Here is a 25,031-nt window from a genome sequence, read left to right as displayed (position 1 = left end):
TGACCATGACACCTGCTTTCAACTTGAATACGGTGCGTCTGCTGGGCGCGACCGAGGTCACCTATACGCGACGCGGTCAGCTTGGCACTTCCGAGCTGCTGGCCCAGGCGTTCAAGCAGTCTCTTGCCGCAGCGGGTCTGGAGGCCGGCGAAATTGATGGCCTGGGGGTGGCCTCCTTCACCCACGCCCCTGACCGGGCTATTGATCTGGCCTGGAAGCTGGGCTTGAAGGTGAGCTGGATAATGGATGACAGCAATGGCGGCGCCAGCGGTCTGAATATTCTGCAGCACGCCATTCGCGCCGTTCAGGCAGGGGATGCCCGCTGTATAGCGATTGTGGCCGGGGATCATTTTCAGGCCAAGGATTTCCAGCAACTGGTCGAGAACTATAACCAGACGACTTATGACCATTTGCGGCCTTTGGGTGCAGGCAGTCCGAATCATCGCTTTGCCATGCTGACTGCGAATCACATGCGCAAGCTGGGTTTGGAGCGAGAAGACTACGCCGCCCTGGTGATGCGTCAGCGGCTGTGGGCCAGTATGAATCCGGGTGCGGTGTATCGCAGCCCCATGAGTCTGGATGATTATATGAATGCGCCTGAAGTGGCGGACCCTTTGACGCGGCTGGATTGTGTGCCGGTGGTCGATGGCGCCAATGCCTTGATGGTGATGCGCGCGGATCATCCGGCGGCGCAGAATCAGCCTGCAATTACCGTAAGGGCGTTACGCAGTTTTCACAATATTGATGATCAGCAAGGCGATGGCTTGAGCACGGGTCTGGCGGCTTTGGCTCCGGCTTTATGGGCGGAGTCCGGCTTGAGTCCGGCGCAGATGGATGTGGTCAGTATTTATGACGACTACCCCGTCATGGTGCTGGCGCAGTTACAGGATTTGGGCTTCTTTCAGGCCGATAATGCCAAACACTTTATTCATGAGTCGATTGCAACAGGACGTGTACCGGTAAATACCTCTGGCGGGCAATTGTCAGCGGGGCAGGCCGGGGCGGCTTGCAGCCTGCATGGACTGGTTGAGGTGATGCGTCAGTTAAGCAATCAGGCGGGGGAGCGGCAGGTGGCGCAGGCTCGCTATGGCTTGGTCACGGGTTACGGCATGGTGGAGTATCGCTATGGCATGTGCTCGACAGCGCTTGTTCTGGAGGCTTTGTAATGCATCCTTCTGTGTTTCGGTGTGTGCAGTGTGATCATCGAGTGTTTCCGGCGCGGTTCTTGTGTCCCATGTGTCATGGGGATGTGTTTGAAGCTGAGGAGTGTGCGTCTGGTGTGGTGACGGAACTGACGCGTAGCGCTGCTTCTGGCGAGGAGTCAGGGGTGTATATGCTGGCAACGGTTGCCAGCGATGCGGGGCCGGTGTTGATTGCTCGTGTGCTGGATGAGGCTGTCCAGCGAGGGGATAAGGTCGCGTTGGTTCTGCGGGATGGTGGGATTTATGCGGATCTTGAGCGGAAGTAAAGGGGATCTCTCAGCGGCTTGTTTAATGGCCTTATTTGCTGAGGCTGGGGTTAGATGCCCAGTCAGTAAAGATTGGGCTGACTCACGTGTTGGAATCAGCCACGGTTCGACGCAATGAAGAAGGTGACTATAAGACGCTGGTTCAGGGGCTGTCCGGGTGTCGGGGCTGGCAACTTGCCGGCGCTGCGCGCCGGTGCCCTGGTCAGATAATCGCTACGGGCGCCCCTTGAACTCGTCCGGTGGCTTGTCCCCCGGGCAACCCCCAAGCGTCGGACTCAAACCGCAAGGTGCTTGCACCCCTGCGCAATTATCTGCCTGCGGCAAGTCGCCTGATCCGCCCCAAACACCCGGACAGCCCCTCAATCAGCTCACAGCATCTTTTATCGGACGATTGTTGATAGGGGGTGTGAATGCTCCGACTTAGTGTTCTTGACGGGATGGCTGAGTGCGCTTTACTACACACAAGCTAAAGACGTGGGGCTTATGCGCTCAAGCCTCAAAAACTGACCTGAACACTGTCGGCACACACAACCTGCGTCCTACTCGCCTCTAAAAGCGATCCCAGCGACAGGCAGAAAGATCGTTAAAGCGCTTGTGCGACGCCCCCACATCAATCACTTTGCTGCACATAAATAGGCAGCAAGAACGATCAACGCTATTGAGCATAAAAAAACCCCAGTTGGGCCTGTGCCGAACTGAGGTTTTTTGTTTGAGCGTTGTATCCAGACTCTGGCTTTCTTCGCGGAACAACATGCTTGTTGTCCCGCTTTCAGACTGCCTGCTCTGCCTTAGCCGATCAGGCCTGGCAGGCCGATGGCAATCCAGGGCACAAACAGGACCAGGGCCAGAATGCCGATCTCGATGACCAGGAAGGGCACGGCAGCACTGTAGATGTGAGGCAAGCGGATGGACGGAGGTGCCACACTTTGCATCACGATCAGCAACAGACCAAAGGGCGGGGTCAACAAGCCGATTTCCAGTGCAATCAGAATCATCACTCCCAGCCAGACAGTGTCCACACCAGCGGCCAATGCCAAGGGCATGAAAAAGGGCAAGGCGATCATCATCATGGAGATCTGATCGAGCACCATGCCCATCACCAGCAGCACCAGCAACATGCAAATGACCAACACGAAGGGCGACAAATCATAGTCTTTGATCAAGCCCAAAAAGCCAGCGCTGGCGCCCGAAAAGCTCAACAATTGGGCAAAAGTGGTCGAGGCCGCCAGAATAAACAGGATCACCACCGATACTTTGGCCGTTTCGATCAGGCTCTTCCACAAGGCTTTGAGCGTCAGGGCGCGGTAAGCAATGGTTGCCAGCACCGAGGCGACCACGCCAATGGCTGCTGACTCTGTGGGCGAAGCCCAGCCGGCCAGCATGGAGCCCACCACCGCGATAAAGATACCCAGCAAAGGCACCACATTCAGCACAAAGGGCTTCCACAGGGCCCAGCCCTTCAGACGCGTGGCAGGATCGTCATCGCTCATCGGTGCATCTTGCGGACGCAGGCGGCTACGCACGACCACATAGGCCAGGAAACCGGCCGCCATCAACATGCCGGGCAAAATACCGCCAATCAGCAGGCGCTCGATCGAAATGCCGGCCAGACTGCCCAGCATCACCGCCAGTGCCGAAGGCGGAATCAGCATGGCGATACCGCCCACGGCCATGATGGGGCCCATGGCCATGGTAGGGTGATAGCCGCGACGCAGCATTTCAGGCAGCATCACACCGCCCATCATGGCCGTATTGGCAATCGACGAACCCGACAGGGTGGCAAACGTCGTCCCTCCCAGAATACTGACGATGGACAATTTGCCCGGCACGCGCGAGATCATGCGTTCAATCGAGTCGATGGCCTTAAAGGCCAGACCAGTATGAAACAGCACCTCCCCCATCAAGACAAACAAGGGAATGGGGGTGAGCGAAAAACTGCCAATGGAAGCGGTAGTATTCCGTGCCCACTGAGCCAGACCGGCCGCTTCGCCCAGAAACAACCAGGCTCCCAGCAAGTTGACGGACAGAAAGGCAAATACCACCGGCGTGCCGATGGCCATCAGAAGAAAAAGCGATCCCAGCAGCAGGATCAATGCCATTTGCCATTCCATGCTCAGGCTCCTTGCGCCGCGGAACGCGAAATCAGACGACGAAAGAATTCCAGTGCCAGCAAGCCCGCCCCGAACAGCAAAGGCAGATTGAGCCACCACTCGGGAAAGATCAGCGCTTTGAAAACCATGGCGCCTTGCTCGTGCGAATCCAGCGCCACCAGGGCACATTGCCAGGCCAGTGTGCCGCAAACACCCATTCCAAGCAGGTTCGAGAGCAGATCCAGACCGCGCTGGGCAGAAGCTGGCAAGGTGTTGAACAGCACATCAATACGAATATGACCGCCCAGGTACAGCACCCAGGGGGCTGCCACAAAGGTGGCGATAATCAGCATGTACTCGGTCACCTCCACGCTGGTCGAGAGCGCGTCGTAACCCAGGTTTCGCAATATCACGTCAGCACAGACCAGCAGGCTCATCAGCCCGAAAGTCACGGCTGCCACGGCACCGCAGGTATGCATTAAAAGGGCGTAAGGACGCCCCCACGTCGGGTTGGAAGGCTGGCCTTCCGGGGCTGTTGCAGCAGACATCGCGTCTTCTCCGCAGGTCAAGGATCACTGAAAGGGCGGGCATCATATCGCCCGTAGGGCGCCATCAAAAAGTGGACACTGTCCGCAAGGGGGCAATGTCCACTGTCCAACAGCGTCAACAACTATCTGCGTTAAGGCTGGTAACCACCAAACAGTTCGCGCAGTTGCGCGGCGTATTTGGGGCTGGATTTGTCGATACCGGCCCAACCAGCTTCATACGCCTTGGTTCGCAAGGCACGAGCAACGTCCGGCTCCAGAACCAGCGCCTGCACACCGGCCTGCTCAGTGGCGGCTTTTTCCTCCACCGCCATCTGGTGTTCAGTCACGTTTTGCGACTCCATCCACTCGATCTGTTTGCGCATGAAGGCTTTTTGCTCTTCATCCAGTTTTTCCCAGCTCTTCTGGTTCATGAAGAAACCCACTTCCACGTTATAGAAGCCGGGTTCAACACGGTATTTGGTTTTTTCATGCCAGCCCATTTCCATCACACCCACTGACGGCCAGCCATACCCGTCCACCACGCCACGCTCCAACGCGGTATAGACCTCGCCGGGTGGAATCTGCAAGGGAGTAGCACCGATTTCACGGAAGAAAGACAGGTACACCGGCACGCCACGCAGCTTAAAGCCCGACAGGTCCGCCGAAGTCACCGGCTTGTTGGTGTAGATGTGGTATTGCAGGCCATCGGTAGTGCGGGCCAGCCAGGTGATATTGGCTTTTTCACGGTGAATCTTGTCCATCAGCTCGTAGCCGCCATTCTGGCGCAGCTCGCTCATGGGTTTTTCCGTCAGCGTCAGGGCCAGCGCCTCTGGCACCAGGTTGGCATGAAAGACAGCGGTTGTATTGGCAAAATCGATCACGCCCGAACGCAGGGCATTGCCGACCTCAAAAGGAGGAATGGCTTCCGGGCCACCAATGACGTTGATCTGTACCAGGCCCTTGCCTTCTGCGTTGACCTTGTCAACGAATTGCTTGAACCGCTTGGTAAAGAAGGTGTCCATCGTAAAGACAGATACCGCCTTGAGCGTGACTTCCGCCGCCTGCGCGCCAGCCATTCCCAATGCCAGCAACGCTGCTGCCACCACTCGAGTTGTTTTATGAACCATGACGGAACTTCCGCAGTAAGGTTTATTGATTATGAAATTTTAGTTTAGATATAAATATATCAATAATCAATTATTTATGAGTCGGGGTTTTCACTAGGCCGGCAGATCCCCTGCCGGTACTCAGGAGTCCACGCCGCGCCGTGCCTGCTCGGCATCCGCCTGCGGTATCATCACAGACTTCAAGTTTTATTGGCTAAAAGGTATTACTGATGACATTTTCCGCTGTGCTGTTTGATTGTGACGGTGTGCTGGTAGACAGCGAGCCCATCACGGTTCGCGTGCTGCGGGACATGTTGCAAGAGGAAGGCTGGGTGATGAGCTACGAACAGTGCTACGACTGGTTCATTGGCAAAGCCCTGCCCGACGAGCTGCCGACCGTGCGAAAAATGACGGGTAAGGACCTGGATATGGAATGGGTGATGGCCTTTCGCATGCGCCGCAACCATGCCTTGAGCAATGAAGTCATGGCCATTCCCGGCATCCAGGACACTCTGGATGCCATTTTGCGCGACAAGCCCGGCATGATTGCCTGTGCCTCCGGGGCAGACCGAGCCAAGCTGGTACTGCAACTGGGACAAACGGGACTGCTGGATTATTTTGGCAGCCATATCTATAGCGGCGCCGAGACCCCCCGCAACAAGCCTTACCCGGATGTGTATCTGGCCGCTGCGCAGGGTTTGGGTGTAGACCCCAAGGAATGTCTGGTCGTGGAAGACAGTGTTACAGGCGCGACAGCAGGCCTGGCCGCCGGGGCGACTGTCTTGGGTTACTGCCCGGTCCCCGACAAACAAGAAGATCTGCGCCGCCTTGGCGTGCGGGACACCTTCCGTCGTATGGATGAATTACCGGCCTTGATCGCCAGGCTGGAGCACGAACGCGTACAGGGTTAAACCTTCATGCAGCCATGAAAAAGGCGCGGCGTAGCGAGCCGGGCTCAAAAACGACGTGTGCCCTTTCTTTTTCGGGACTCCTCGCTTCTACCGTGCCTTCCTGTCCGTGGCTTAATCTTCCAGATGGAAGGTATGCAAAATACGATGCATCACGGGCGTAATAATCAGCCCGAACGTGGCGACCAGCACCAGACTGATATATGCGCCATAAATCGCAAAAAAAACTTTGCCAGCCCAGGTCTCGGGCAGAGCCATGGGGCCAAGTCCCCCCACCATCATGGCTGCATTCAAGGCCGCATCGTGCCAGGGCACATTCTCTTCAAACCACATATGGCCCAGTGCACCCAGCATCAGGGAAAAAGTTACAAAAACGATACCAATCAAGGTATGCATCAACAGGCGTTTGGCAAACTGCCAACCCGTAATCAAGGGCTGATCGCGTGACTCGTACATATCATTAAAACGTCTCGGTCTGAACCGTCAAAGAACCCAACCACTGGCTGACCTGCAAGGACAGGGCATCGGCAGCCTGCCCAAAAGCATCAACCACCTCAGGCACCGCCGTGCCGTCCACCTCCTGCTGAACCACAAATCGACGGGTCTGGATCAACTGGCCAGAACGCTGGTCACGCAACAAGGCATCAAGCTGAATGCGTACCCGTGGCGCACCCTGTACATACTCGACCTGGAAGGCTCCCAAGGTACCTCCCAGCTCGATATCGGCAATCACGGACTCGCCTTCCAGCACCACGGCCCGGAACTGTGCGGCGTCACGCAAGCCATCGGCCAGACGATTGCGCAGCAGGGCAGGCGCATCATCCCCCCATCGCACGCCTTTATACGCGCTTAATTCGTTGCCTTGAGGCAAAACTGTAATACGCGAACTGGCCAGCAAACGATCCGCATGAGGGCGATTGACCTGAATAATCAATTGCTTGTGCGAAGCACCGGCTTGCTGGGCGCTCAGCGCTGCCGCCGGAAGCTGATAGTAGGTCAGGGGCTCGGACTGAGGCAGAACCGAGCAGGCCGTAGACAAGGCGGCCAGACCAACTACCGATGCCTTTAGCAAACGATGCACAATCGTGGGCATCATGGTGTGAACTCCTGTAATTTGTCGCGACCCAAGAGGTAACCGGTCGGATTTTCTTCCAGACGGGAGGTAACGGCCCGGAACCCGGCCAGTACCTGCCGCAACTCACGCAAGGCAGGCTCGATCTCGGTCAAACCCTGGGCCCCGCGGCCAATAGCGGCCGAGTTCTGTTCCAGCAGCTTGTTCAGGCTTTGAGTGGCGCGGCTGAAATCTTCCATGGATTTCTGAATCGCATTCATGGCCTGCGTACCCTGACGATCCACCAGCCCCTGTGTGGACGAGAGCAGGCGAGTGGCCTGTTCGCTGGCCTGGGACAGCTCTTTTACCAGGGCCGGCACGCCTTCACTGGCCTTCGAGAGCTGCCCCATCAAGGCTTCCAGCTGTTGCAAACTGGCAGAAAGCGATAATGAGTTCTCGGACGACAAGAAGGTATTGGCGTTATCCAGCAGCCGGGAGATCTGTGCCATCAGCTCCTCGCCCCCGGCCATTAATTGAGCCAGTGGAGAGGGCGAGGCCACAATGGTAGGCAAGCCGTCATCCTGGGCCTCCAGCAAGGGACTGTTAGGCGTGCCGCCGCTAAGCTCAATCACGGACTGGCCGGTAATGCCGGCCAGCGCCAGGCGAGCCTGGGTATCTTCGTGAATCGGGATCGCAGCCTGAATCGTCACTTGCGCCCGCACACGCTGCAAATCATTCGGGTCCAGGCGCAAATGCCGCACCTCGCCCACACGCAAGCCGTTGTATTGCACGGCACTGCCACGTGACAAGCCACGCACACCTTCCAGAAAGACAATATCGTAATCACGGGTCTCGGCATCCTGCCCCGACTTGGCCAGCCAAAGCGAGAAAAAGACAGCAGCGATCGCCACTACCAAGGTAAAGACCCCGATCAATACATGATGGGCACGCGGTTCCATTAACAATGCTCCTGACGACGGCTTTGGGCCTGTTGGGCGGCCCGTCCCCGTGGACCGTGGAAATATTCCCGAATCCAGTCGTTATCAACCTGCTCTACATGGGCCAGCGTGTCGTTGACCAACACACGCTTTTGCGCCAGCACGGCGACCCGGTCACAAATGGTGTAGAGCGTATCCAGATCGTGTGTAACCAGAAAAACGGTCAGACCCAACGCATCGCGCAAGGTCAGAATAAGCTGGTCAAAATCCCCCGCGCCCACTGGGTCCAGACCGGCCGTGGGTTCGTCCAGAAACAGGATTTCCGGATCGAGTGCCAGGGCACGCGCCAAGGCGGCGCGCTTGATCATGCCGCCAGACAGCTCGGCCGGATATTTGGTCGCCGCATTGGCGGGCAAACCGGCCAGTGCCATTTTCATGGCGGCGATATGCTCGGCCGATGAGCGGGACAGACCGATATGCTCGATCAAGGGCATCGCAATATTCTCGACCACGGTCAGCGAGGAGAACAGTGCCCCTTGCTGGAACAGGACCCCTAGACGGCGCTCCAGCCGCGAACGGTCTTCGGGCGACAGAGAACCGATTTCCTGATCAAAAATGCGAACCGTGCCCCCATTGGGTGGGCGCAAACCTAAAATGGCGCGCAGCAGTACCGACTTACCCGTACCGGAGCCCCCCACCACGCCGACGATCTCACCGGGGTAGACATCCATATCCAAATGCTCATGCACGACGTGATCGCCAAAGCGATTGTCCAGATCACGCACTTGAATAATGGGACGAACGGCAGCCTCTACCATCCCATCTCCATAAAGAACAGCGCGGCCAAGGCATCGATCAAAATGACGATAAAGATGGATTGCACCACGGCCGAGGTGGTGTGCTCGCCCACAGACTGGGCGCTGCCAGTGACCTTGAACCCTTCCTGACAGCCGATGACCGCAATCAGAAACGCGAAGATCGGTGCCTTGGCCATGCCCAGCACAAAGTGTCGCAAATCAATATCCTGATTGAAGATATTGATGAACATGGTCGGCGAGATATCCAAAATCAGGGCGCACACCAGTGCGCCACCAAAAATCCCCGCCAGCATGCCCACAAAGGTCAGGATAGGCATGGCCAACAACATGGCCAGCACCCGGGGGATGACCAGAATCAGCATGGGATTCAGCCCCTGGGCGCGCAGAGCATCAATTTCTTCATTCGCCTTCATGGAGCCAATTTGCGCGGTAAAGGCGCTGGCAGTACGACCCGCCATCAAAATGGCCGTCAGTAGCACCGCGAACTCTCGCAGGAAGGAAAAACCGACCAGGTTGACGGTGTAGATCGTGGCGCCAAAATCCGCCAGCACCGTCGCGCCCAGAAAGGCGATCACTGCACCGACCAAAAACGTCAGCAGGGCCACGATGGGCACTGCATTAAATGCAGTTTCCTCCAGTTGCGCCACAATCGAGGTCACCCGCCACTGACTGGGCCGCAGCAGATTGCGGATCAGCGTTTCCAGCGTCAGGCCGATGAAACCCAGGAGCTCGCGCATATTGCGCGAAATGTGGACCATGGACAGACCCACCCGCTCGAACAGATCCGTGATGCCCCAGCGGGGCGCAACCAGATGGCGCTGATCCATGCGACTCATCGCCTTGGCGACGGTTTGCAATAACTGATGGCGCTCTTTGGACAAGCCTTGGGCCGTATCCAGAGCCACCTGCACACGCTCGGCTCCGAGCCACTCGCACAGCACCTGAGCACCGGTGGTATCCAGCGACTTCAAGGCGCTGAAATCCAAGGACCACGGGCCCTGCTTGTCACCGAGCGAGCGCAAACTGCTTTGCAACGCTTCGTAGTGACGCAAGGACCAGTCGCCTAGCAATTGCAGCTGACCAGAGGAGTCTGTACGGACATACAGAGACGCAGACGTATTCATGCGCATAGTCTAATGGATTTGCGCTGACCGCTTCCATAGCGCCAACTACTTTTTCATGCTTTGTGGATAATTAAACGGGCTGTAAGCAAGTCAGGCAATCAGGCAACATTTCTGCTATATAAATCCGTCCGTCCAGCGCGGTGGTCAAACCATGCCCATACACGCCCTGCACCCGACAACGCCCCAGCAAGATGCCCGAATCCGGATCAAACCGTGACAGGCTCGCGGTCTGGTCGCTGACCAGAACGGAACCGTCGGTTTGTACGGCCACGGCCATTGGCTTGTACAAGAGGCGCAGTTCCCCCAGATAACGACCTTGTACATCCAGATGCTGGACGCGATTGTTCTCACGGTCAGCCACCCAGACCGAACCGTCCGCCGCGCCGGCCAGCATATGTGGCGTGCTGAACTGCAAAGGCCCCGGGCCCGGCGCGCCCAGCGCAGCCAGCCACTGACGCTGCGGGTCAAAGCGATGCACCACGGTATTGCCATAGCCATCGCTTACCCACAAGCCTCCCCCTGCACATTCAATCGCATGGGTGGGGTGGTTGAACGGTTCCTGCCAACGCGGCTGCTCCGGCATGCCCAGCCGCCATTGCTCATGGCCCTGGCCGTCCAGAGCAACAACCTGATGCCCATCGACATCCGTCACCAACACGCCGCCCTGCGGACGGGCGCTGATGTGATGCGGGCACAGCATATCGTCCAATGGCCAGCGGGCCGATACCTGTCCATCCGGAGTGAGCACCAGCACACTGGCCGGACGGCGCAGCAACGCCGCAATACGCCCATCAGAGAGCACCGCCACGCTGGTGATGCTGCCCACATCGGCCTGCGTCCAGGCGCGCTCCACTTTATAGCGTTGCGCTCCCAGGCTGACATAAGCCATAGTCATCCCCCCCCCCTTTACATCGCGTTAGGCAAGACCATGACGATTTGCGGGAAGATCGTCACCAATACGGTGGCCAGCACCAGCAACAAGAAAAAGGGGAAGGCCATGCGCACCAGCTCAAACAGGTTACGGCCGGTAATCCCCTGAATCACGAACAGATTGAAACCGATGGGCGGAGTGATCTGGGCCATTTCCACAGTCAAAATCAGATAGACGCCAAACCAGATCGGGTCGATACCGGCCGCCATCACAGCGGGCAACAAGACCGACGTGGTCAGCACCACAATGGAAATGCCATCCAGAAAGGCGCCCAGAATGACGAAAAACACCGTCAAGACGGCAATCAGGGCGTATTGGCTCAAACCCAAGGAACCAATCCAGGCAGCCAGATTGGCAGGCAGGCCGGTAAAGCTCATGGCGCTGGTCAGGTAGGCGGCCCCGATCAAAATAAAGGAGATCATGCACGAGGTGCGCGCAGCGCCTAACAAGCTGGCCGTAAAGGTTTTCCAATTCAGGGAACGCCCCACCGCGGCAATAAGCAAGGAACCAATGACACCGAGCACAGCCGCTTCCGTGGCCGTTGCAATGCCACCGTAAATTGAACCGATCACAGCCACAATCAACAAGACCACCGGCAAGAGCAGACGCAGGCGCCGTACTTTCTCACCCAGGCTTAATTGCTCGGTTGCCGCCGGCACCCGATCTGGATGACGGATGGACCAGATTGCGATGTAGGCCGAAAACAGGCACATCAACAAGATACCGGGCAATACCCCGGCCACAAACAGGCGGATGATGGAAACCTGAGCGGCCACGGCGTACACAATCATCACGATCGAGGGGGGAATCAGCAGGCCCAGGGTACCGGCGCCGGCCAGTGAGCCGATACTGATGCTGTCGTCATAGCCTCGTGCTTTAAGCTCGGGCAAGGAGATGCGGCCAATGGTGGCAGCCGTGGCGGCCGAGGAACCACTGACTGCCGCGAAAATGCCGCAACCCAAGGTATTGACATGAACCAGACGACCCGGCAAACGCTGCACCCACGGCCCCAGCCCGCTGAACATATCTTCCGCCAGCCGGGTCCGATACAGAATCTCCCCCATCCAGATAAACAAGGGCAGGGCCGTCAGAGCCCAACTGGCCGAGGAGTCCCAGGCTTTGGTGGCAAAAATAATGCCCGCCGGTGCATCCGCATACAAAAAAATAGACAAGATACCGCAAGCGATCAGGACCAGCGCCACCCACACGCCACTGGCCAGCAAGGCAAGCAGAGCCACAAACAAGACGATTGCCTGAGATAAATCAGCCATGTTCCGTTGCCTCCAATTCTTGGCCCTGAACCACACGCAGCAGACGCCGCAACAACATCAGGGTCAGCAGACCCAAACCAACAGGCATGCCCAGCTGGGGAATCCACAGGGGCACCGCGACCATGCCCTGAGCGACTTCCTTGTACACAAAGGACTCATACACAAAATGGGCCGTCTCCCAGGTACACCAGGCGGCCAGCAACAGCCCAATCAGCGTGGCCAACAATTCGTAAGGGCGCCTGAGGTGATCGGGGATCACCTGCAACAACAAAGAGACGCGGATATGATCGCCCTGCAGCATGGCGTAGGGCAGCGCCAGAAAAATCGACGCTGCCATAAACCATCCTGCGAAGTCGTCCGACGCCGGTATTTGCATGGAGAACAGGCGCGCCACAATCTGCGCCGTCACCACTACCCCGATCAGGCAAAGAGAGAGTGCGGCCAGTGCGCCGCATACTCTGGCCATACGCTCCAGCACAATCATGGACGCACTCCTGATTTAGGGCTGACGGTAAGTATCAAGCAGCTTCTGGCCGTCGGCCCCTGCTTTCTTCAGCCATTCTTCGGTCATGGTCTGGCCGATAGCCTGCAACTGCGCAGCCAGCTTGTCGCTGAGCGGGCCGACCACCATGCCTTTATCGGCCATGGTCTGGGTCAGCTTGGACGTCTGTTCACGCGACATCGCCCAGCCACGCTGCTCAGCCCGTTCCCCAGCTTCCAGCACGGCTTTTTGCACGCTCTCGGGCAGGCGTTGGAACGCGCGCTTATTCACAATCACAAAGCTTTGCGGAATGAACACCTGCGCGTCGTAGTAATACTTCACGTAGTCCCAGGCCTGTGAATCCACGCCCGTGGCCGGCGAGGTCAGCATGGCATCAATAATGCCGGTAGAAAATGCCTGTGGCACCTCAGGTGTTTGCACGGTGGTGGGCACCGCCCCCATCAAGGAAACCAGGCGACTGGTGGCCGGACTGTAGGCACGGAAACGGACGCCAGCCAGATCCGAGAGCTGCTCCACCGGTTGTTTGGTGTAAATGCCTTGTGGAGGCCAGGGGGAGCCATAGACCAGCACGATGCCTTGCTTGTCCAGGCGCTCGGCCAGAAACGGACGGGTGGCTTTCCACAGCTTTTCCGACTGGTCAAAGGATGAGGCCAGGAAAGGCACGCTGTCGACTTCAAACAAAGGATCTTCGTTGCCGATGGCCGCCACCAGCATCTCCCCGGCCTGCACCACACCTTGCTGAACGCCACGCTTGACCTCGGGACGCTTGAGCAGCACCGAGTTCGATTGCACATTGATATTCAACTCGCCATTGGTCGCCGCTTTGATATCGGCCGCGAACTCACGCGCATTCTGTGTCAGAAAGTTGTTGTCAGGCTGCTCGGTGCTCATGTTCCAGTTGGTGGCCGCCTGCGCGGTCCCTGCCAACGCCAGTACGCAAGCCATGGAAAGTAATTTTTTAATCATGATGTCGCTTCTCCCAAGAATTGAGGTGATAGCCGTCTTATGAACGGCTCGCATTCAGATCCCGTGACTGCAGATCCCACAACAAAGAAAACTCGGATACATCGTTCGTTGCCACGCCCAGATCCTGCTGCAAGCGGGCGGCCAAGACATGCGCAGCCTCCGGGGTGGTCAGATCCGCCACCAGATACGGGTCCAAACGACGCTGCTGCGTATCTTCGGACGGCAGGGGGGTCGAGAGCTCGGGATCAGGCGTGAGCACACGCAAGGCCACCAAACCATCCACCTGTTCCAGATAGGCCGCACTGTGACGGGCCAGGCTTTGCTGATGTGCACGTTCAGGCAGACGCACCAGCAAAACATGTGAGCCCGTACCGGCCCCGCCCAGCACGCTCACCGCCATCACGCGGCGCTGGGTATTGCTCATGCGCGCAAAGTTGGTATTGGACCAGTCTGTCTGCTGCTCAAATGCTTTTCGATATTCGGGGGTACCAAAGACCCGCAGGGACTCGGTGCGATACAGGGCCAGATACTTGCGCCCGACCCCTTGACGCACATAACGTCGCGACCATTGAAAGCCCGGTATGGCCGCACGCTCGGCCATGTGCTCGCGCTCATACCATTGATTGAAATCCCGCTCATGTTCCGGGGCGATATCTGTCCAGATGAACAACTCCCCCGGCGCATCACGATCCGTACGAAAAATAGCAGACACGACAGCTCTCCCGAATCAAAGTCATTGCACACGCTTTGTGGGAGTGTCCAACGGCTGCCGGGCAGAGACCAAACGGTTTATTTCAACCTGGAGCAATCGGAAAAAGCGATCAGTTCTAGCGAATGGCGCGAGATATAGCTTATCAAGCAAGCGCGGCGGTCGTACACCTGTACGGGCAAGGGGAAAACCCTCAAAGGCTAGATGGCAAAAACACGCGTGTCTGGCGGGGGTAAAGCCAGACCTGGATGCTCGGCAGCAAAATGATGCATGCGCTCCAGCGCTACCCCAATGACGGCCTGAGCCGTTTGCGTCAAGGGATCGGGTCGCCAACTGGCCACCAGACGCAAGTCCGGCAAGGCATGCTCACAGACGATTTCCTGATACAGCCCACTGTTGAGCTGACGACTGACCGCCGCCAGGGGCAAGGTCGCAATACTGGGTTGTGCCTCGATCAGTTGCATGCTGGCGGCAATGGAAGATACATAATGAATCCGGGCCTGATCTACCGGCAAGGGGTCAAGCAACTGCACCAAGGCCAGATGGGGCTGCGAGCCGCGAGGGAAGGTGACCAAGGGCCAGCGTTGGACCAACTCCTGCAAGCCACTACGGACCGGCATGCTCTCATCGGCCATGCACACCCAGCCCATACGCATCGACCCCATGGGCAGATTGCGTATGCCATCGCCCATGATGGGATCGGTCTGCAAGGCCACATCAATCGTTCCGCGTTTGAGCAGGTCATGAAGGCGCAACGTGGATTCAGCAGTCAGCTCAATTTCCAGTTCGGGATACAGGGCATGCAATTGGCGAATCAGGTCCTTGAACCAGGTATGCACAATGGACTCGACCACCCCCAGACGCACACGGCCGCTCAAGCGGCTGGAACCTGCCAGGGCCTCGCGCAGATCGTGCTCCATGCCCAGCATCTGCTCGGCGTACTGCATCAGTTTTCGCCCGGCGGGAGTCAAACGCAAATCCCGATGACCACGCTCAAACAGGGTTTTCTGAAACTCGCTCTCCAGGGCTGCAATCCGTCCCGACACCGCAGCCTGCGTCAAATGCTGCTTGTTCGCGGCCGCCCGAAAACTGCCCAAGCGAGCAATCCAGATGAAGGTTTCCAAAAAACGAATATTCATGCACCTGTCCTTTCTGAGCCCATCATGGCGGCAAGATGATATTGGCTCCGCTGTTCACAGGGAACGGACACAATCAAGCCAGCACCATCACCGACAAAAGCCTGGGGCGACAACCTATGGCCATGCGCTCGGCCCGCCACAATCTGCGCATGCCGCAGCAAGGACACGTGCGGTCGAAAAGGGCGCGGAGGCTGTGTCCAGCCCAGCCCGGTCAAGCTGGACCAGATTGCCTCATGCCACTGTTGCAGGGCATCCAGAGCCTGCTTTTGCGAGTCGTCAGGACCGGCCCACACCACCCTGGGCTTTTCAAACACATCCCGTACGGTCAGATCCAGCTTGATATCCGGCACCGTCCATCCAGCCATTCGTGTCGCCAAGGACTGCAGCGCCGACACGGGGCTGCTATCGAGAAAAGCCAGGGTTAAGTGAAAGTGATCAGACTGCATCATCCGTCCACCATACAGGGCCTGGGCCTGACGGGCCTGTTCGGCCAGCCAGGCCCGGGTTTGCGCATCGGGCCACCAGCCGATGAACGCACGCATAGCGTGTTCGGCATCGCACTGCTTCAGGTCCAGAATGGGCAAGGGAATCGTCATCAGCACACCCTCAAACAAGGCAGGTTAAACAAGAACGGGCAGGCTCAGGCCACCCCCTCAGTGACAGCGCACACCTCTCGCTTTACCCCATCGTAGCGCTGTCCGCGCAAAATTCCGGTGAAAGCCCACCGACAGCCAGAGTCACGGGCAAAGGGAAATAGCCGGTTCTTCGCAAGGCTGCGCGACATTCGCACACTAGCAGCAGCCCGGATAAGGATCATCCATTTACAAAGCCTGACGTTTTTAACGGTTTCAGATACGCAAAACGATAGACGTGCAAAAACTCCCTACCTAAGATAGACCCAGCGGTCTGAACCTATGACCGGCAAACACAGAACAGGAGTAGAACGATGGGTATTATCTCCATGATTGTTGTGGGCTTTATCGTAGGTTTGCTGGCGCGGGCGATCATGCCTGGCGACCAGAAGATGGGATGGATAATGACGTCCATCCTGGGGATTGTCGGCGCATTTGTAGCCGGCTATCTGGGTCAAGCCATGGGCTGGTACGTCCCCGGCGAAGGCGCTGGCTGGATCGGTTCCATCGTGGGTGCCATCATCGTCCTGTTTATCTACGGCCTGGTCAGTAAGAAGGCGTAAAGCGCCACACGTACCCCCCAACACTGCAGCAGCCTTGACGGCCAGGTGGTTGAGACCTGAACCTCACCCTCGCACGGAAACGGGCTACACAAGTCCGGGAAGCTGCTGCAGCTTGCTGCTTGCCTTTAGCAGCCGCATTCACCGCCGCCTGTTACTGCGGCGGCCCCGACGCACAGAAGCAGAAAACGACCAGCCATCGCGACTGAGCGCCAGGACACCCGACGTTCCCGGAGCCTGTCATGCCTTACATCATCACCTTGAATCGCGTTTACGATGCCATCCATGCGTCTTCCGGCAAGGCTGCCCGTGTCCTGACAGACCGCCTCTGGCCACGCGGCCTGCGCAAAGAAGCGTTGGGCGATATCCAGTGGCTGCACGAAGCCAGCCCCACACCGGAGTTGCGCAAGGGTCTTCATAAGGGCGACATTTCCCCTGAGCAATTTCAGCGCCGCTATCAACAACAGTTGGAGCAGGACCCCGACGCCTTGCTGCCCTTGATGACGCTGGCCCGCAAAGGCGAACTGCAATTGCTAAGCGCCGCCCATGACCCACACACCTCGTATTTGACGGTGCTAAAACAGGCCGTGCTCAACGCATTGGCCAACGAGGACCGCATCCATGACGCAAGGGAACCCAGCTCGCCGGTCTGTTATGCCCACTTGCCACGCGAGGAAAAGGAATAAAGCCGACTGCGTTATCGCTGTGTCTGCCCAACCGAGCTGGCCCCTGGCGCATTGCGCGCTCCCAGCAAGTGCTTGACCAGGCTCTGCACACAGGCTTCACGCCGCGAATCCGGCGCGTAGTCATTGCGCAAGGCGGACCAGGTCGGATGAATCCGAGCCTGCGCCAACTCCTCAGGCAGGCTTTGCGCACGCCAGACATTCAATTCCCGCTGCAAGGCCTGATCGAAATCCTCAGCATCAATTTCGCCCAGCCGAATAGGCGTTTGCGCCGCGTGACCGCGCCGCTCCAGAGCCGCAATCAAACTGAGCTGGCGCACCGCTAACAGGCGCAGCACCGCGTCATCCACACTTAACTCGGTCTCGCCTCGCAGCCTGCCCATCAAGCGCTGGCCCCACTTGTCCGCGCCTTGCCACAAACCGCCGGCCAGTGCGCCCAGAACCGTTCCCGTTCCCAGACTCAAGCCACCAGTCATCACATCCAGTGTCGCACCGGCCATGGCGCCAGCCGCCACGCCCTTACCCAACTGCACCCCAAACTCTTTCAAGGCCTGGGGATCAAACAAATCCATACCCCAACGGCCTCCCTCAAAATGCAGCAGATCTGCCACCACATCCTGACGGCCAAAGCTGTAGCGTCTGAGCAAAGCCTGAACACTCTTGGCCTCGCGTGCCAGGACCGGCTCCCGTAACTGCTGCACCGCCAAGGCCATGGATTCCTTGTCCGAGGGCGTACTCACTCGCCAGGCGGCCACATCAATCAGCAACTCTGCCAACAGCCGCAGGGCATCCCGACGCCGCAAGGCCGCCTGCTGGGCCAAATCCATTTTCAGATGTTGCAACACCCCGGCCTGCGTCTCCAGCAATACCGCCAGCTTGTCGTACAGCAACGCTTCGCCATCCAGCGCTGGCGCTACCGTATCGAACTCTGCCAAGGCATGCAGGCCCAAGCGGGCCAAAGCACTACGCCATTCCTGCACCCGAGCCTGCGGGCTGCGCACGAAGTTCAGAACAGGCAGCAAAGGCCGCCCGCTATAGGCGAGCAGCGTCAGCTCATCTTTATGCTTGCTCAGCACAGGATCGCGTGCATCCACCACGTATAAACCGGCATCACAGGACTGCAACTTACGCAGCACGCGAGCCTCTTGTTCAAAGCGTCCCTGCGCCGCGGGGGACTCCAGAAAGCGCCGAATCCGTTCCGGCCCATCAATACGCTCCCCAGGCTGGCTCAGCTGATCCATAAAGTCCAGCAAAGCCATGCTGTCTTCCAGGCCGGGGGTATCAAACAGCTCTACCAGAGCCTCGTCGTCCACCGTCAGCCGGGCTCCTTCTACATGCCGTGTGGTGCCGGGACTGTTGCTGACCTGACCAAAAGCGGCGTCCCGGGTCAGGGTGCGCAACAAGGAGGTCTTGCCGGTATTGGTATGGCCCACCACCGCCAGCGTCAAAGCCGCAGCATTCATGAAGGCTCCTTCAAAGGCCGGTCAGGCCATTGATCGTGTATCTGTCCCGGCGCAAAACCGGCCGCCACCAAGCGTTCATGCCAGCTGCGACGGCGTGCCTGCTCAGGATCGGCCAAGGCCTCATCCAGCAAAATGACATCGGACTGCTGGGCCAACTGCGCCCATTCCACCAAGGTGGCGACCACACCCCGATCCGGGGTCTGGGCAGCGTCACACACCATCAACAAGTGACGAGGGCTCGCTGACTGCAGGCGGCCCAAAATGGCCAGACGCTCGGCCCGTGAATCCACGCGACCCAGATCCTGCATATCCTCCTGCATAAAGGCAGGCGGCCAACGGTGTTCGGGCGGCAACTCCAGCCCCACCACACACAGAGCATGAGCCGCTAAAAGAGCGCCGGGCTCATTGTGAATCCGGGCGACTTTGTCGGGCGAGGCCAGTTCGTCTACGCCCGTAGGCTCACTGGCAGGCATCAGGCGCGGGCGCAATTCCGCCAGACCCGGCAAACTGTCGTCCAAGCTCAGTCGCGCCGTGTGTGTACGCCATTGCCACAGGCTCCAGGCCAGGGCCAGCACACGAGGCAGCAGGCCATACGTGACCACCACACCCAGCAACCAGCTGGACCAAAGGGCCTGAGCCTGGGCATCCAGCATGTGCAAGCCATCGCTGCTACGTATGGTGAGGGTATCGGGCAAGGTAAAGCCCAACAAGGACGGCAGGACACCCAGGCCTTCAACCAGCCAGACAAAGGTCTCTGGCGTCAAAAGCGTGGTTTCCCAGTTGAAGTGATAGCGACGCGAAGCCAGCAATAACAGCAGGGTGCTCAGGGCCGACAGGAAGGCCAACACCCACAAACCATGGCTGATCAATCCCGCCAGCCAGAACTGACTGCCACGGCGCGCCAACACGGCGGCAAAAGCCTGCGGCACCAGACTGGCCTCGCCTTTGACGAAGCGGCGACTCAGCCACCACCACAGATCGCCAGCCCAACTGCCAGCGCCGGTCGTTTTCCCCGACAAGGCCAGACTGAGCAACCAGAAAATAAAAGTCAGAACATGCAGTCCCAACAAGGCTCCTACGGCCGTGACCACATTAACGGCACGACGGCCATCGCCCAAGGCACCGGCTGCGGTCGCAGCACCGGCCAACACCGCCAGCACGGCCATCGCGACCATCAGAAGACGCGCCACGCGCCACCAGCGACTCCAGGCCTGCTCCAACCCGTCACGTTGAGCCAGAGCCAGGGCTCGCGCCGTTACGCGTCGAGCAAATGAGCCACCCGCCGCCCGTGCACGTCGCGACTCCGAGAGGTCTTCAAGAGGCCCCCACAGGGTCTCACGCAAACGTATGGCTTCAACCAAGGTTTGTTGCTGCCAGGAGCCGACAGGGGCAGACGGTTTCATGGCCCTGGGCCCCCTTTACAGCAGCACAGGTTCATCAGGCAAGGCATTGACGCGCGCATCATTCGGATCATGCGCCGGCGCGCCTTGCTGCAACACCGCCTCAATCGCCTCCACCGCCGTCAGCAAGCCAGACAGATATTCGCGGGCCGCCAGATCCTTTTCCAACTCTCGGCAGATCCGCGCCCACTGGGCCGGGTCGGCCTGGATGCCACGATCCGCAATGATGTGGATATGCCGCTGCCCCAGAGCCAGATACAACAGGACACCGGAATTGAGCGGCGTATCCCATACACGCAAACGACCGAACACCTCCAGGGCACGTTGGGCACTGTCCGCTTCGTGCGCCGGCAGGACGGCCTCGATCGCCACCACCAGCTCGCCACTATGGTTCTGTTCACCCTTGCGAATCTGTTCAGCCAGATGGCCCAGCATTTCCGCGTTGAAATGACGTCGGCGCAGCCATTGGCCGTGCACCGATGCCCAGCCCGACAACTCTTTCCAGTTCACACTCATGTTGCTCCCCTGTGGCCTTACCAGCTACCGGAGGCGCCACCGCCTCCACTGCCGCCACCACCACCGCCGCTGCCACCGCCAAAGCCGCCAAAACCCCCACCGCTGCTGCCGCCATTGCCGCCAAAACCGCCCGAGGAATAACCGCCCAGGCCTCCAATGACGCCGCCACGACGCGAAGCACGCCCGGAGCTGGACTTGCCGCCTGCCCCAAAGAGTCGGCCAATCATGCTCAAACCCGCACCAACGACGGCGGCCAGCAAAGCCAGACCAATACTGCCCGATACCACCAGCGTGAACACCCCCGCGGCAAAGGCCGCAAACAAGGGCGAAGCAAAAAACACGATCGCGCCGACGGCCAGCAAAGGCTCCCAGAACACCCCATCTTCCCCGGACGAAGTGACAGGGGCATTTTTAGGGGGCGGGGGCAGTTCCTCGCCGTTGACCAGCCCCACCAAACTATCCGTCGCAGCCTGAATGCCGGCGTAGAAATTGCCTTCGATAAAGCGAGGGGTCATTTGTTCTCGGATGATGCGGCCAGCCTGCAGGTCTGTCACCGCGCCTTCCAGACCATAGCCAGTCTGGATACGCATGCGACGATCATCCTTGGCCACCAGCAGCAAGATGCCATCGTCCACCTTCTTGCGACCGATCTCCCACTGATCAAAAACACGCAGGGCGTATTGCTCGATCGTTTCTTCACCCGTGGTGGGCACCATCAGGATCACCACCTGTGCGCCTTTTTCCTGCTCCACAGCCTTGAGCTGCTGGTTCAGGGCCTCTTTCTGCTCCGCGCTCAGGGTGCCGGTGGTGTCCGTCACCCAACCGGCAATGGCGGGAATCGGCTCGGGTTTGGCCTGCGCCTGGCCCCACGGCCAGCACAACATCAGCAAAACCGTCAGCAGACAGACCCAAACCAGCCTGCCTGTCCGTACAGACCCAAGCCCGGTCGTCGGTGCAAGATCGGACACCTTCATGGCACCCCCTCCAGAGTCACTCAATACCCGGCAGGAGCCGGTGTCGCAGGAATATCAAATTTGACTTCGGGGTCACGCGTGATTTCGCTCTGACGATCCACCCCGTAGTTTTCCTTGACCTTGTAGCCAAACAGCTTGGCGGTAATCAGGGTAGGGAACTGGCGAATGTACAGGTTGTATTCCTGCACTGCCTGCACGTAACGACCGCGCTCGGTGGCGATACGGTTTTCCGTGCCTTCCAGCTGCGTCATCAAATCACGAAACAGCCCGTCGCTTTTGAGCTGCGGATAGTTTTCCGAGACCGCGATCAGGCGCGACAAGGCTGAGGACAACTGGTTCTGTGCTTCCTGAAAGCGCGCCATGACCTCGGGATTATCAATATCCTCGACTTTCATCTGTATGGTGCCCACCTTGGCGCGCGCCTCGGTAACCTGCGTGAGTACCGTGCGCTCATTGACCATATAGGCATTGACCGAGCTGACCAGCTTGGGCACCAGCTCGGCTCGGCGCTCGTATTGATTCAAGGTTTGCGACCACGCGGCCTTGACCTGCTCGTCCAGCCGCTGGATCTCGTTATACCCACAACCCGACAGCAAGACCGCCATGCTGCTGATAAAGACCCATCGAATCCATGATGTCATGATTTTTTTCCTGCAAAAATAAGCAGATAAACAACAAAAACAGGTTACACCCCATTTGCCAGGACACGTGCCCAAACCCGTCAGGCAGTGCGTGCACGCCAAGCGTAAACCGCGTACTGCAGCATAACAAGTGCGTCTATGGCGGTGCTTAACAATTTCTGTCAAATCCGCCGTGCCCGCCACGCTGACCTTTTAGCCTTGAAACAGGTTGTTTTAACGCGACCGCGCAAAATGATACAAGATGGTCAATGAGGATTTTTACTGATTTCACGCTATAATGTCAGATTGCGCAGCGCACCAATCACTGCGCCTCTTGCAGCAGGCGGCGTTCTTGCCCCTGCCGTGGCATTGTCGCCATAAACAAAATACCTTAGCCTGGATTGGTAGGGCCCCGAAGAGGGCTTTTGGGCTAGTCACTGGAAAATTCTTGGACTCTCAAATCACTTTTGCCGCCCTTGGGCTGGCAGAACCTCTGTTGCGTGCTGTAACTGACGCAGGCTATACCCACCCCACTCCTATTCAGGCCCAGGCCATCCCCAAGGTCATTGAAGGGGGCGACTTGCTAGCCGCTGCGCAAACCGGTACTGGCAAAACGGCCGGCTTTACCCTGCCTATCCTGCACCGCCTGCTGAACAACCCTCAGCAAAACCGCAAGCCCGGCCGCCCACGCGCGCTGATTCTTGCCCCAACCCGTGAACTGGCCGCCCAGGTCGAGGAATCGGTCCGTCTGTACAGCCAGCACACCCGTCTGCGCTCGATGGTCATGTTTGGTGGCGTGAACATCAACCCCCAGTTCCATGCCCTGCGCAAACCGCTGGACATTCTGGTGGCCACCCCTGGCCGTTTGCTGGACCACGTGCGTCAGCGCACGGTCGATCTGACCGGCGTGGAAATCCTGGTGCTGGACGAAGCCGACCGCATGCTGGACATGGGCTTTATCCGCGATATCCGCAAGATCATCAGCCTGATGCCGGTAGAGCGCCAGACCCTGCTGTTTTCGGCCACCTTCTCGGACGAAATCCGCGAACTGGCCCGCGGTTCGCTCAACAACCCTGACGAAGTGGCCGTTGCTGCCCGCAACACCACCAACGAACTGATTACCCAGCAAGTGATTCTGGCGGAACAGGCGCACAAGCGCGATCTGCTCAGCCACATCATCCGCGAAAGCAGCTGGAATCAGGTTCTGGTGTTCTGCCGCACCAAGCACGGCGCTAACCGTCTGGCTGAAAAACTGTCGAAAGACGGCATGGCCGCCGAAGCCCTGCACGGCAACAAGAGCCAGGCGGCTCGTACCCGTGCTCTGGCCGGTTTCAAAAATGGCAAGGTCGTGGTGCTGGTTGCCACTGACATTGCCGCGCGTGGTCTGGACATTGACCAACTGCCTTACGTGGTCAACTTCGAGTTGCCCAACGTGCCGGAAGATTACGTTCACCGTATTGGCCGTACGGGCCGTGCCGGCAGCGAAGGCGTGGCCTTGTCCTTGGTGGATCGCAGCGAAATGCGCCTGCTCAAGCAGATCGAGCGCATGACCCGCAATCCGATCGACCGCATCGTGGTGGAAGGCTGGACGCCTCCTTCGCGCGCTGCTCTGGCCGAAGAAGCCAAGGAAGACACGTACGCAGAGCGTCGCTTCAACAGCGCTCCTGGCGCTCGTGCTCCTGCTGCCCGTCGTCCCAACGGTGCTGGCCAAGCCCGCTCCGCTGAAGGCCGCGGCGGCAATGGTGAAAGCCGTCCGCGCCGTCCTGGCAACGACAACCGCCCACGTCGCAGCGCCGCCCCCGGTGCAGCCGGTGGTGGTGCGGCCCGTGCCGGTCAGGGTCGCCCTGGTGGCCGTCAGGACAGCCGCGGTCCCAACCGCAGCAACCGTAGCGCCGCACAAGCCAAAGCCTAAACTCCGCCAAGGGACTGTGCCTGCCAAAGGCGGGCGCAGTGCCCGCCTTTGAACCGAGCACATCATGGCACTGAGCACCTGGCTCGCCTTTTTCGCGGCTTCCTGGGTCATTTCGTTTTCACCTGGTCCAGGTGCGATTTCCTCCATGTCATCCGGCCTGAAATACGGCTTCAAACGTGGCTACTGGATGGCGATCGGCCTGAATATCGGCATCATGATTCAGGTGTTCATCATCAGCCTGGGATTGGGACAAGTTCTGGCGCGCTCGGAACTGGCGTTCACCACGCTCAAGTGGCTGGGCGCAGCCTACCTGATTTATCTGGGCTGGAAGCAACTGCGCACCGACGCCATGCCGGTACAAGTCACCGGTCAGGCGCCCAGCGACTTTCGCATCCGCGATTTGCTGCTTCGGGGTTGTCTGATCAACATCACCAACCCCAAGGGTCTGGTATTTCTGCTGGCCATCATGCCCCAGTTTCTGGACGTGAATCGGCCGATGCCCTTGCAATACTTGCTCATTGCCCTGACCCTGTGCTTTACGGATCTGGTGGCCATGGGTTGCTACACCTCCTTGGCGGCACGCATGTTGCATGTGCTTCGTCAGGCCAGCCACGTCCGGCTGTTGAACCGCGTGTTCGGTTCGCTATTTATTCTGGCAGGAACGGTATTGGCCAGCGTGTCACGTTAGCCTCGTGCGCGCCTGCGCTTGCCCCCAGGCCCTGC

Annotated in this window: 27 protein-coding genes; 7 read left to right on the top strand and 20 right to left on the bottom strand. The window is 58.7% G+C overall.

Annotated elements, in window-relative coordinates; all coding sequences use genetic code 11:
* The first annotated feature begins 5 nt into the window (after positions 1-5).
* Together ACOZ42_RS00905 and ACOZ42_RS00900 are read left to right on the top strand one after the other, a co-directional pair.
* Positions 6-1,166 carry a thiolase family protein gene (locus ACOZ42_RS00905; protein WP_003804899.1) on the top strand — a complete coding sequence of 387 codons (1,161 nt, stop codon included), beginning with the start codon at positions 6-8 and terminating at the stop codon, positions 1,164-1,166.
* Positions 1,166-1,468, top strand: coding sequence for a rubredoxin (locus ACOZ42_RS00900; RefSeq protein WP_131071162.1), 303 nt, complete (start codon positions 1,166-1,168; stop codon positions 1,466-1,468). Before ACOZ42_RS00905 ends, ACOZ42_RS00900 begins: the two co-directional genes overlap by 1 nt.
* Positions 1,469-2,256: 788 nt before the next feature.
* Here the strand turns inward: ACOZ42_RS00900 and ACOZ42_RS00895 are convergent.
* The 3 genes from ACOZ42_RS00895 to dctP all read right to left on the bottom strand — a co-directional run bounded on the left by ACOZ42_RS00895 (position 2,257) and on the right by dctP (position 5,212).
* Entirely contained in the window at positions 2,257-3,579 is a 1,323-nt protein-coding gene (locus tag ACOZ42_RS00895) for a TRAP transporter large permease (RefSeq protein ID WP_131071161.1), read from the bottom strand.
* A 2-nt stretch (positions 3,580-3,581) separates the two neighbouring features.
* Positions 3,582-4,106 (bottom strand): TRAP transporter small permease, encoded by a 525-nt coding sequence (locus ACOZ42_RS00890; RefSeq protein ID WP_426345432.1) that lies wholly within the window; start codon positions 4,104-4,106, stop codon positions 3,582-3,584.
* A 131-nt stretch (positions 4,107-4,237) separates the two neighbouring features.
* On the bottom strand, positions 4,238-5,212 hold the full coding sequence (gene dctP / locus ACOZ42_RS00885) for a TRAP transporter substrate-binding protein DctP (RefSeq protein WP_039944037.1): 975 nt from the start codon (positions 5,210-5,212) through the stop codon (positions 4,238-4,240).
* 209 nt (positions 5,213-5,421) lie between these two features.
* Between dctP and ACOZ42_RS00880 the strand changes: the two genes are divergently transcribed.
* Positions 5,422-6,102, top strand: a complete 681-nt coding sequence (locus tag ACOZ42_RS00880) for an HAD family hydrolase (RefSeq protein ID WP_003804908.1) — start codon at positions 5,422-5,424, stop codon at positions 6,100-6,102.
* 111 nt (positions 6,103-6,213) lie between these two features.
* On the opposite strand, the gene ACOZ42_RS00875 is transcribed toward ACOZ42_RS00880, so the two are convergent.
* The 12 genes from ACOZ42_RS00875 to thpR form a co-directional block, all read right to left on the bottom strand.
* Complete coding sequence (locus ACOZ42_RS00875; protein ID WP_003804912.1) at positions 6,214-6,555, bottom strand: hypothetical protein; 342 nt, start codon at positions 6,553-6,555, stop codon at positions 6,214-6,216.
* Between the two features lie 4 nt (positions 6,556-6,559).
* Positions 6,560-7,195 (bottom strand): ABC-type transport auxiliary lipoprotein family protein, encoded by a 636-nt coding sequence (locus ACOZ42_RS00870; RefSeq protein ID WP_003804913.1) that lies wholly within the window; start codon positions 7,193-7,195, stop codon positions 6,560-6,562.
* A complete protein-coding gene (locus tag ACOZ42_RS00865) occupies positions 7,192-8,109 on the bottom strand; it encodes an MlaD family protein (RefSeq protein ID WP_003804915.1) in 918 nt (305 codons plus the stop codon). The genes ACOZ42_RS00870 and ACOZ42_RS00865 overlap by 4 nt, the downstream gene beginning before the upstream one ends.
* Positions 8,109-8,906: an ABC transporter ATP-binding protein gene (locus tag ACOZ42_RS00860; protein ID WP_003804918.1), complete on the bottom strand. Its 798-nt coding sequence runs from the start codon at positions 8,904-8,906 to the stop codon at positions 8,109-8,111. Before ACOZ42_RS00860 ends, ACOZ42_RS00865 begins: the two co-directional genes overlap by 1 nt.
* Positions 8,900-10,036, bottom strand: coding sequence for an ABC transporter permease (locus tag ACOZ42_RS00855; RefSeq protein WP_003804920.1), 1,137 nt, complete (start codon positions 10,034-10,036; stop codon positions 8,900-8,902). The genes ACOZ42_RS00860 and ACOZ42_RS00855 overlap by 7 nt, the downstream gene beginning before the upstream one ends.
* 64 nt (positions 10,037-10,100) lie before the next feature.
* Positions 10,101-10,925: a peptidylglycine monooxygenase gene (locus ACOZ42_RS00850; RefSeq protein ID WP_426345431.1), complete on the bottom strand. Its 825-nt coding sequence runs from the start codon at positions 10,923-10,925 to the stop codon at positions 10,101-10,103.
* 11 nt (positions 10,926-10,936) lie between these two features.
* Positions 10,937-12,232, bottom strand: coding sequence for a TRAP transporter large permease (locus ACOZ42_RS00845; RefSeq protein ID WP_131071158.1), 1,296 nt, complete (start codon positions 12,230-12,232; stop codon positions 10,937-10,939).
* Complete coding sequence (locus ACOZ42_RS00840) at positions 12,225-12,716, bottom strand: TRAP transporter small permease (RefSeq protein ID WP_426345430.1); 492 nt, start codon at positions 12,714-12,716, stop codon at positions 12,225-12,227. The genes ACOZ42_RS00845 and ACOZ42_RS00840 overlap by 8 nt, the downstream gene beginning before the upstream one ends.
* 15 nt (positions 12,717-12,731) lie before the next feature.
* Positions 12,732-13,700: a TRAP transporter substrate-binding protein gene (locus ACOZ42_RS00835; RefSeq protein WP_415302050.1), complete on the bottom strand. Its 969-nt coding sequence runs from the start codon at positions 13,698-13,700 to the stop codon at positions 12,732-12,734.
* Positions 13,701-13,737: 37 nt separating this feature from the next.
* Complete coding sequence (locus ACOZ42_RS00830) at positions 13,738-14,412, bottom strand: DUF4286 family protein (RefSeq protein ID WP_003804927.1); 675 nt, start codon at positions 14,410-14,412, stop codon at positions 13,738-13,740.
* Positions 14,413-14,609: 197 nt separating this feature from the next.
* Positions 14,610-15,548, bottom strand: coding sequence for a LysR family transcriptional regulator (locus ACOZ42_RS00825; protein WP_003804930.1), 939 nt, complete (start codon positions 15,546-15,548; stop codon positions 14,610-14,612).
* The gene (thpR, locus tag ACOZ42_RS00820) at positions 15,545-16,144 is read right to left on the bottom strand and encodes an RNA 2',3'-cyclic phosphodiesterase (RefSeq protein WP_059318444.1); all 600 of its coding nucleotides are present in this window, start codon (positions 16,142-16,144) and stop codon (positions 15,545-15,547) included. The genes ACOZ42_RS00825 and thpR overlap by 4 nt, the downstream gene beginning before the upstream one ends.
* 350 nt (positions 16,145-16,494) lie before the next feature.
* Between thpR and ACOZ42_RS00815 the strand changes: the two genes are divergently transcribed.
* Together ACOZ42_RS00815 and ACOZ42_RS00810 are read left to right on the top strand one after the other, a co-directional pair.
* Positions 16,495-16,743, top strand: coding sequence for a GlsB/YeaQ/YmgE family stress response membrane protein (locus ACOZ42_RS00815; protein WP_003804935.1), 249 nt, complete (start codon positions 16,495-16,497; stop codon positions 16,741-16,743).
* A 239-nt stretch (positions 16,744-16,982) separates the two neighbouring features.
* Positions 16,983-17,426: a DUF488 domain-containing protein gene (locus ACOZ42_RS00810; RefSeq protein WP_003804938.1), complete on the top strand. Its 444-nt coding sequence runs from the start codon at positions 16,983-16,985 to the stop codon at positions 17,424-17,426.
* 11 nt (positions 17,427-17,437) lie between these two features.
* On the opposite strand, the gene ACOZ42_RS00805 is transcribed toward ACOZ42_RS00810, so the two are convergent.
* From ACOZ42_RS00805 to ACOZ42_RS00785, 5 genes are read right to left on the bottom strand one after another with little or no spacing between them, the layout of a single operon-like run.
* Complete coding sequence (locus tag ACOZ42_RS00805) at positions 17,438-18,886, bottom strand: DUF3482 domain-containing protein (protein WP_003804942.1); 1,449 nt, start codon at positions 18,884-18,886, stop codon at positions 17,438-17,440.
* Positions 18,883-20,289, bottom strand: a complete 1,407-nt coding sequence (locus tag ACOZ42_RS00800; RefSeq protein WP_426345429.1) for a DUF2868 domain-containing protein — start codon at positions 20,287-20,289, stop codon at positions 18,883-18,885. Before ACOZ42_RS00800 ends, ACOZ42_RS00805 begins: the two co-directional genes overlap by 4 nt.
* A gap of 15 nt (positions 20,290-20,304) precedes the next feature.
* Complete coding sequence (locus ACOZ42_RS00795) at positions 20,305-20,802, bottom strand: TPM domain-containing protein (protein ID WP_003804945.1); 498 nt, start codon at positions 20,800-20,802, stop codon at positions 20,305-20,307.
* Between the two features lie 17 nt (positions 20,803-20,819).
* Positions 20,820-21,776 carry a TPM domain-containing protein gene (locus ACOZ42_RS00790; RefSeq protein WP_003804947.1) on the bottom strand — a complete coding sequence of 319 codons (957 nt, stop codon included), beginning with the start codon at positions 21,774-21,776 and terminating at the stop codon, positions 20,820-20,822.
* Between the two features lie 20 nt (positions 21,777-21,796).
* Positions 21,797-22,417: a LemA family protein gene (locus tag ACOZ42_RS00785; protein ID WP_003804948.1), complete on the bottom strand. Its 621-nt coding sequence runs from the start codon at positions 22,415-22,417 to the stop codon at positions 21,797-21,799.
* A 427-nt stretch (positions 22,418-22,844) separates the two neighbouring features.
* Between ACOZ42_RS00785 and ACOZ42_RS00780 the strand changes: the two genes are divergently transcribed.
* Together ACOZ42_RS00780 and ACOZ42_RS00775 are read left to right on the top strand one after the other, a co-directional pair.
* Positions 22,845-24,308: a DEAD/DEAH box helicase gene (locus tag ACOZ42_RS00780; RefSeq protein WP_003804950.1), complete on the top strand. Its 1,464-nt coding sequence runs from the start codon at positions 22,845-22,847 to the stop codon at positions 24,306-24,308.
* A gap of 64 nt (positions 24,309-24,372) precedes the next feature.
* Complete coding sequence (locus ACOZ42_RS00775; RefSeq protein ID WP_059318376.1) at positions 24,373-24,996, top strand: LysE family transporter; 624 nt, start codon at positions 24,373-24,375, stop codon at positions 24,994-24,996.
* Positions 24,997-25,031: the final 35 nt, after the last annotated feature.

Origin of the sequence: Alcaligenes sp. HNGD-HTN06 (assembly GCF_049932565.1) — a bacterium.
GTDB lineage: Bacteria > Pseudomonadota > Gammaproteobacteria > Burkholderiales > Burkholderiaceae_B > Alcaligenes > Alcaligenes ammonioxydans.
Note: the sequence above shows the minus strand (reverse complement) of the source record. Positions and strands in the feature narration are given on the sequence as shown.

Coding starts and splice junctions, on each gene's coding strand:
- ACOZ42_RS00835 (WP_415302050.1), bottom strand. CDS start 13,700: ATGATTAAAAAATTACTTTCCATGGCTTGCGTACTGGCGTTGGCAGGG.
- thpR (WP_059318444.1), bottom strand. CDS start 16,144: ATGACGATTCCCTTGCCCATTCTGGACCTGAAGCAGTGCGATGCCGAA.
- ACOZ42_RS00845 (WP_131071158.1), bottom strand. CDS start 12,232: ATGGCTGATTTATCTCAGGCAATCGTCTTGTTTGTGGCTCTGCTTGCC.
- ACOZ42_RS00815 (WP_003804935.1), top strand. CDS start 16,495: ATGGGTATTATCTCCATGATTGTTGTGGGCTTTATCGTAGGTTTGCTG.
- ACOZ42_RS00850 (WP_426345431.1), bottom strand. CDS start 10,925: ATGACTATGGCTTATGTCAGCCTGGGAGCGCAACGCTATAAAGTGGAG.
- ACOZ42_RS00860 (WP_003804918.1), bottom strand. CDS start 8,906: ATGGTAGAGGCTGCCGTTCGTCCCATTATTCAAGTGCGTGATCTGGAC.
- ACOZ42_RS00840 (WP_426345430.1), bottom strand. CDS start 12,716: ATGATTGTGCTGGAGCGTATGGCCAGAGTATGCGGCGCACTGGCCGCA.
- ACOZ42_RS00870 (WP_003804913.1), bottom strand. CDS start 7,195: ATGATGCCCACGATTGTGCATCGTTTGCTAAAGGCATCGGTAGTTGGT.
- ACOZ42_RS00790 (WP_003804947.1), bottom strand. CDS start 21,776: ATGAAGGTGTCCGATCTTGCACCGACGACCGGGCTTGGGTCTGTACGG.
- ACOZ42_RS00775 (WP_059318376.1), top strand. CDS start 24,373: ATGGCACTGAGCACCTGGCTCGCCTTTTTCGCGGCTTCCTGGGTCATT.
- ACOZ42_RS00875 (WP_003804912.1), bottom strand. CDS start 6,555: ATGTACGAGTCACGCGATCAGCCCTTGATTACGGGTTGGCAGTTTGCC.
- ACOZ42_RS00825 (WP_003804930.1), bottom strand. CDS start 15,548: ATGAATATTCGTTTTTTGGAAACCTTCATCTGGATTGCTCGCTTGGGC.
- dctP (WP_039944037.1), bottom strand. CDS start 5,212: ATGGTTCATAAAACAACTCGAGTGGTGGCAGCAGCGTTGCTGGCATTG.
- ACOZ42_RS00865 (WP_003804915.1), bottom strand. CDS start 8,109: ATGGAACCGCGTGCCCATCATGTATTGATCGGGGTCTTTACCTTGGTA.
- ACOZ42_RS00805 (WP_003804942.1), bottom strand. CDS start 18,886: ATGAATGCTGCGGCTTTGACGCTGGCGGTGGTGGGCCATACCAATACC.
- ACOZ42_RS00895 (WP_131071161.1), bottom strand. CDS start 3,579: ATGGAATGGCAAATGGCATTGATCCTGCTGCTGGGATCGCTTTTTCTT.
- ACOZ42_RS00800 (WP_426345429.1), bottom strand. CDS start 20,289: ATGAAACCGTCTGCCCCTGTCGGCTCCTGGCAGCAACAAACCTTGGTT.
- ACOZ42_RS00890 (WP_426345432.1), bottom strand. CDS start 4,106: ATGTCTGCTGCAACAGCCCCGGAAGGCCAGCCTTCCAACCCGACGTGG.
- ACOZ42_RS00905 (WP_003804899.1), top strand. CDS start 6: ATGACACCTGCTTTCAACTTGAATACGGTGCGTCTGCTGGGCGCGACC.
- ACOZ42_RS00785 (WP_003804948.1), bottom strand. CDS start 22,417: ATGACATCATGGATTCGATGGGTCTTTATCAGCAGCATGGCGGTCTTG.
- ACOZ42_RS00855 (WP_003804920.1), bottom strand. CDS start 10,036: ATGCGCATGAATACGTCTGCGTCTCTGTATGTCCGTACAGACTCCTCT.
- ACOZ42_RS00900 (WP_131071162.1), top strand. CDS start 1,166: ATGCATCCTTCTGTGTTTCGGTGTGTGCAGTGTGATCATCGAGTGTTT.
- ACOZ42_RS00795 (WP_003804945.1), bottom strand. CDS start 20,802: ATGAGTGTGAACTGGAAAGAGTTGTCGGGCTGGGCATCGGTGCACGGC.
- ACOZ42_RS00810 (WP_003804938.1), top strand. CDS start 16,983: ATGCCTTACATCATCACCTTGAATCGCGTTTACGATGCCATCCATGCG.
- ACOZ42_RS00880 (WP_003804908.1), top strand. CDS start 5,422: ATGACATTTTCCGCTGTGCTGTTTGATTGTGACGGTGTGCTGGTAGAC.